The following is a 5,831-nucleotide window of genomic DNA, read 5'->3' as shown; positions in this document are numbered from 1 at the left end:
CGTCCCCGCCGGGCCGATCGGGCAGCCGGTGCTCCAGCGACGTCACTCAGCCGACCCGCGCTATCTCTGCACGGACCGCGTCGAGTGCAGCGTCGATGCCGGACGGGTTCTTTCCCGAGCCCTGGGCGAGGTCGGGCTTGCCGCCGCCGCGGCCGCCGACCGGCGCCGACAGCGCCTTGACCAGGTCGTTGGCGCGGATGCCCAGATCCTGGGCGGTGGAGTTGGTGGCCACGGCATACGGCACAGCGTCGCCGTCACCGGCGGCGATCAGCGCGACCACCGCGGGATCGCTGCCGAGTTTGCCGCGGATGTCCGCGGCCAGCGAGCGCAGGTCAGCAGCCGTCATCCCGCCCGACATCCGCTGCGCCACCACACGCACGTTACCGATGCGCTCAGCTCCGGCGGCAGCATTGGCCGCGGCCGCCCGCGCGTTGGCCAGCCGCATCCGTTCGAGTTCCCTCTCGGCGGCCTTCAGGCGCTCAACCAGGTTGGCCACCCGGGCCGGGACCTCGTCGGAGGGCACCTTCAGCGTCGCCGCCAACCCGGCCATCAACGCGCGCTCCTTGGCCAGGTGGCGGAAGGAGTCCAGCCCGACATAGGCCTCCACCCGGCGCACGCCCGAACCGACCGACGACTCACCGAGAATCGTCACCGGGCCGATTTGCGCCGAGTTGTGCACATGCGTGCCCCCGCAGAGCTCCAGCGAGAACGGCCCGCCGATTTCGACGACCCGCACGATGTCGGGATAGCTCTCCCCGAACAGCGCCAGCGCGCCCATTGCCTTGGCTTTGTCGAGCTGCTCGGTGAACGTGTGCACCTCGAAGTCGGCTTGCACCGCCTGGTTGGTGACTTCTTCGACGTGGCCCAGCTGGTCGCCGCTCAACGGGCCCTGCCAGTTGAAGTCGAAGCGCAGATATCCCGGCCGGTTCAGCGATCCAGCCTGAACAGCATTGGGGCCCAATACTTGTCGCAGCGCAGCGTGCACCATGTGGGTGCCCGAGTGGCCCTGGGTGGCGCCTTTGCGCCACTCGGGGTTCACCGCCGCGATGACGGTGTCGCCTTCGACGAATTCGCCGGATTCGACGTTGACCCGGTGCACCCAAAGGGTTTTGGCGATCTTCTGCACATCGGTGACCGCCGCCCTGGCGCTTTCGCTGCTGCCGGTGCCGGTGATGCTGCCGGCGTCGGCGAGCTGTCCACCCGACTCGGCATACAGCGGCGTGCGATCCAAGACGAGTTCGACGCGGTGTGCGCCGTTGACGCTGTGCGACACCACCGGAACTCGCCTGCCGTCGACGAAGATACCCAAAACCGTTGCCTCGGATGCAAGTTCGTTGAACCCGGTGAATTCGGTGGGGCCGGCGTCGATGAGCTCGCGGTAGGCCGAAAGGTCGGCGTGCGCGTGTTTGCGTGCCGCGGCGTCGGCTTTGGCGCGACGGCGCTGCTCGGCCATCAGCTCGCGGAAACCGTGCTCGTCGACCTGCAGGCCGGCCTCCGACGCCATCTCGAGGGTGAGTTCGATCGGGAAGCCGTAGGTGTCGTGCAGGGTGAAGGCATCCGAACCGGACAGCACGGTTGAACCGGATGCTTTGGTGGCGGTGGCGACCTCTTCGAACAGCTTCGAGCCCGAGGCCAGCGTGCGGTTGAACGCGGTCTCCTCGGCGACGGCGATCCGCTGGATGCGGTCGAAGTCGGTGACCAGTTCCGGGTATGACGGGCCCATTGCCTCGCGCACGGTGGCCATCAGCTCGCCGACAATCGGGGTGTCGATGTCCAGAAGCTTGGCCGAGCGGATCACCCGACGCAGCAACCGGCGCAGCACATAACCGCGCCCGTCGTTGCCGGGGCTGACCCCGTCGCCGATTAGGATCGCCGCGGTGCGGCTGTGGTCGGCGATGATGCGGTAGCGCACATCATCGTCGTGGTTTCCGACGTCATACCCGCGCGGCGCGCGCTTGGCCACGGTGTCGATGACGGGCCGCAGCAGGTCGGTCTCGTAGACGTTGTGCACGTCTTGCAGCACACAGGCCACCCGCTCCACACCCATGCCGGTGTCGATGTTCTTGCGCGGCAACGACCCGGTGATCTCGAACTCGTCCTTGGTGCCCTCGCCGCGCTCGCTTTCCATGAACACTAGGTTCCACAGCTCGATGTAGCGGTCTTCGCTGACGACCGGGCCGCCTTCGGGTCCGAAGTCCGGCCCGCGGTCGTAATAGATCTCCGACGACGGCCCGCAGGGGCCGGGGATGCCCATCGACCAGAAGTTGTCGCCGATGCCGCGATGCTGGATGCGCTCAGGCGGCAGCCCAGCGACTTCCTGCCACAGCTGCGCGGCCTCGTCGTCGTCGAGATAGACTGTGGCCCAAATTCTTTCGGGCTCTAACCCATATCCGCCGTCGTCGACGGGATTGGTCAGCAACGTCCAGGCCAGCTCGATCGCACCGCGCTTGAAATAGTCGCCGAACGAGAAGTTGCCGGCCATCTGGAAAAACGTGTTGTGCCGGGTGGTGATGCCGACCTCGTCGATATCGGGTGTGCGGATGCACTTTTGGATGCTGGTGGCCGTTTTGTAGGGTGGCGTGCGCTGGCCCAGGAAATACGGCACGAACTGAACCATGCCCGCGTTGACGAACAGCAGGTTGGGGTCGTCGAGGATCACCGAGGCACTCGGCACCTCGGTGTGACCCGCTTTCACGAAATGATCAAGGAACCGTTTCCTGATCTCGTGTGTCCGCACTGTTCCGCTTCCTTTGCCGCCGCCGCACGGCTGCGACCGCATTACCCTACCGGTCCGATTACCCGTGCTGGACAGCTAACGAACCGTGGCACCGGGTGGTGCCGAGAGCCGCTGTTCCCTATGTCGCCGGCTCTGCGGCTCCGGCGACAAACGTTAACCGCACCTTCCGCCGCGGGTTGTCCCGGTTGAGGTCGACCAGCACCACGCTTTGCCAGGTGCCCAGCAGCGGTACGCCGTCCTGCACCGGCACCGTCACCGAGGGGGCGACGATGGCCGGCAGCAAGTGGTCGGCCCCGTGGCCTTCCGACCCGTGCGCATGCCGGTAGCGGTCGTCCCGCGGCAGCAGCCGTTCCAGGGTGTCGACAAGGTCATCGTCGGACCCCGAGCCGGTCTCGATGATCGCCACACCCGCGGTCGCGTGCGGGACGAACACGTTGCACAGGCCGTCTTGGTGGTTGCCGCAGAAGGAGCGCACCGCTTCGGTGAGGTCCACGATCCGGCGACGCGCGGTGTCCACTTCCAGCACATCGGTATCCACGATTTCCAGCCTACGAGGCCGACCCGCGACCCTGCCAATCCGCGGCAAACCCATTGCGGGGGCTATCAGGTTGGAGGAAGCTGATGAATGCACCGGCGGCGCCGCCGGGGCGCTGCCCCGAGAAATGAGGGGGTGGATCGTGTACGCACGCTCTACCACTATTCAGGCGCAACCGTCGTCCATCGACGCCGGAATTGCGCATATTCGCGACGAAGTGATGCCCGACCTTCAGGCGATTGACGGGTGTGTCGGTGTGTCGCTGTTGGTCGACCGGCAGTCCGGCCGCTGCATCGCGACCAGTGCATGGGAGACCGACGAGGCCATGCACGCCAGCGCCGAGCGGGTCCAGCCCATCCGGGATCGGGCCGCGGAGATGTTCGGCGGAAGCGCGACCGTCGAAGAGTGGGAGATCGCAGTGCTGCACCGCGACCACCGCTCGGGTGAGGGCGCATGTGCGCGGGTCACGTGGGTGCAGGGCGACCCGGCGCGGACGGATCAAAATGTCGAGTACTACAAGACCTCTGTACTGCCCGACATCGAAAACCTCGAGGGATTCTGCAGCGCCAGCCTGCTGATCAACCGCACCTCGGGACGCGCGGTGTCGTGTGCGACGTTTGACAGCCGCGACGCGATGGAGCGGAACAGGGAACAGTCGACCAGCCTCAAGACCGCCAAGATTCAGGAAGCGGGCGTGGAGGAGCTCGACGAACGCGAGTTCGAACTCGCGCTCGCTCACCTGAGGGTGCCCGAGCTGGTCTGACTGAATCCCTCTGGAACGCCGTCGTCCCAAGTCAGTCGACGGCGCGGGCTAGGTTACGGCCAAATCGCTTGGCAAGTCTGCGAATCCGGGGAAACGCATTGCGAGGGTTACCCAGTCGGTGAAAAGTAATGGGTGGATCGGCAGCGCCGTCGGGGCGCCGCCCCGACAGGTGAGGGGTCGACCGTGTACGCACGCTCTACGACGATTGAGGCCCAACCATCGTTGATCGACGCCGGGATTGCTTACATCCGCGACGAGGCGATGCCCGCTTTGGAACAGATCGATGGGTGTGTCGGCGTGTCGCTGCTGGTGGACCGGGTGTCCGACCGCTGCATCGCGACCAGCGCATGGGAGACCCAGGAGGCGATGCACGCCAGCGCGGAGCGGGTGCGATCGGTGCGCGACCGGGCCGCGCAGGCGTTCGGCGGCAGCCCGACCGTCGACGAGTGGGAGATCGCGGTGCTGCACCGTGACCATCGCTCGGGTCCGGGCGCTTGCGTGCGAACGACGTGGCTCAAGGTGCGGCCCGACCAGTTCGACCGGGCCATCGAGTTCTACCGGGAGTCGGTACTTCCCGACATCGAGAAGCTGGAAGGCTTCTGCAGCGCGAGCCTGATGATCGACCGCACATCCTGGCGTGCGGTGTCGTCATCGACGTTCGACAGTATGGAGGCGATACAGCGCACCGACGAGAAGGCCCGCTCGCTGCGGACCGCGCTGCTACGTGATCTGGGCACCGACCAGTACGACGTCGGCGAATTCGAGCTGGCGATCGCCCACCTGCGGGTGCCTGAGCTGGTCTAGCCGTTGTTGCCCCGGTGCATGGCTAGGGCAGCGCGTCGCCGGGGAAGCCCCGGCAGGGGTGTACCTCGAAGGTGAACACCCCGGCCTGCACACCGGGGTCGTCGTTCATCACCGCGGTGGTGTCCTCGACGGTCCCGGTGAATACCCCGACGCCGCACACCTCGGAGCCGTCGGTGACCGGCAGCACCACCGGCAGCACGCCCTCGTGGCGCAGCGCGAAGTTGCGCCGGCCATGCTCCCACACGATCGCCGCGGTGTCGTCGCCGCCGAACTTCGGGCCGCGCTTGAGGATGACGACGTTGTAGGCCTTGGCGGACGGCAGTAGCGCATTCATCTCGTCGTCGGTGAAGGTCTTCATCTGCTGCCCTTTCGCCATTGGCTATCCGCGCTTGCCCCGGATGATGGCACGGAGCCGGTCGAGTCGGCTAGCGATCTCGCGTTCCTTGCCGTGGCCGCTCGGGTGGTAGTAGTCCACGCCGACCAGTTCGTCAGGCGGATATTGTTGCGCGACAACGCCATCCGGGTCGTCGTGAGAATACGTGTAACCCTGCGCGTGACCCAGCGCCGCGGCGCCCGAATAGTGACCGTCACGCAGATGCGCTGGCACCAGCCCGGCCTTACCCGCTTTGATGTCGGCCATCGCCGCGCCCAGCGCGGTTGACACGGCGTTGGACTTAGGGGCGGTGGCCAGGTACACGGTGGCGTGCGCCAGCGTCAGCTGGGCTTCGGGCATGCCGATCAGCTGCACGGTCTGCGCGGCGGCGACCGCGGTCTGCAGCGCGGTCGGATCGGCCATGCCGATGTCCTCGCTGGCGAGGATCATCAGCCGGCGGGCGATGAATCGCGGATCCTCCCCGGCAACCAGCATCCGGGCCAGGTAGTGCAGCGCGGCGTCGACATCGGAGCCGCGCACCGACTTGATGAACGCGCTGACCACGTCGTAGTGCTGGTCGCCGTCGCGGTCATAGCGGACCGCGGCCTCGTCCAACGAC

The 5,831-nt window shown here is 66.7% G+C and carries 5 protein-coding genes and 1 pseudogene; 2 read left to right on the top strand and 4 right to left on the bottom strand.

Translation table 11 applies throughout. The features are described 5' to 3' along the window. Nucleotides 1-46: 46 nt before the first annotated feature. Entirely contained in the window at nt 47-2,737 is a 2,691-nt protein-coding gene (gene alaS / locus ACFE99_RS21920) for an alanine--tRNA ligase (RefSeq protein WP_375488519.1), read from the bottom strand. Nucleotides 2,738-2,855: 118 nt separating this feature from the next. Next, nucleotides 2,856-3,263 (bottom strand): secondary thiamine-phosphate synthase enzyme YjbQ, encoded by a 408-nt coding sequence (locus tag ACFE99_RS21915; RefSeq protein WP_375488523.1) that lies wholly within the window; start codon nt 3,261-3,263, stop codon nt 2,856-2,858. A gap of 151 nt (nt 3,264-3,414) precedes the next feature. Between ACFE99_RS21915 and ACFE99_RS21910 the strand changes: the two genes are divergently transcribed. Both ACFE99_RS21910 and ACFE99_RS21905 read left to right on the top strand, forming a co-directional pair. Further along, nucleotides 3,415-4,035 carry a hypothetical protein gene (locus ACFE99_RS21910; protein WP_375488517.1) on the top strand — a complete coding sequence of 207 codons (621 nt, stop codon included), beginning with the start codon at nt 3,415-3,417 and terminating at the stop codon, nt 4,033-4,035. A 183-nt stretch (nt 4,036-4,218) separates the two neighbouring features. Continuing rightward, on the top strand, nt 4,219-4,839 hold the full coding sequence (locus ACFE99_RS21905; RefSeq protein ID WP_375488515.1) for a hypothetical protein: 621 nt from the start codon (nt 4,219-4,221) through the stop codon (nt 4,837-4,839). A gap of 22 nt (nt 4,840-4,861) precedes the next feature. On the opposite strand, the gene ACFE99_RS21900 is transcribed toward ACFE99_RS21905, so the two are convergent. Both ACFE99_RS21900 and ACFE99_RS21895 read right to left on the bottom strand, forming a co-directional pair. Beyond that, nucleotides 4,862-5,197 (bottom strand): hypothetical protein, encoded by a 336-nt coding sequence (locus tag ACFE99_RS21900; RefSeq protein WP_375488521.1) that lies wholly within the window; start codon nt 5,195-5,197, stop codon nt 4,862-4,864. A 21-nt stretch (nt 5,198-5,218) separates the two neighbouring features. Continuing rightward, nucleotides 5,219-5,831 (bottom strand): annotated as a pseudogene (locus tag ACFE99_RS21895) (replication-associated recombination protein A); the annotation flags it as partial.

Origin of the sequence: uncultured Mycobacterium sp., assembly GCF_964249325.1 — a bacterium.
GTDB lineage: Bacteria > Actinomycetota > Actinomycetes > Mycobacteriales > Mycobacteriaceae > Mycobacterium.
The sequence above is the reverse complement of the archived record's forward strand: the minus strand, read 5'-3'. Positions and strand labels throughout refer to the sequence as shown.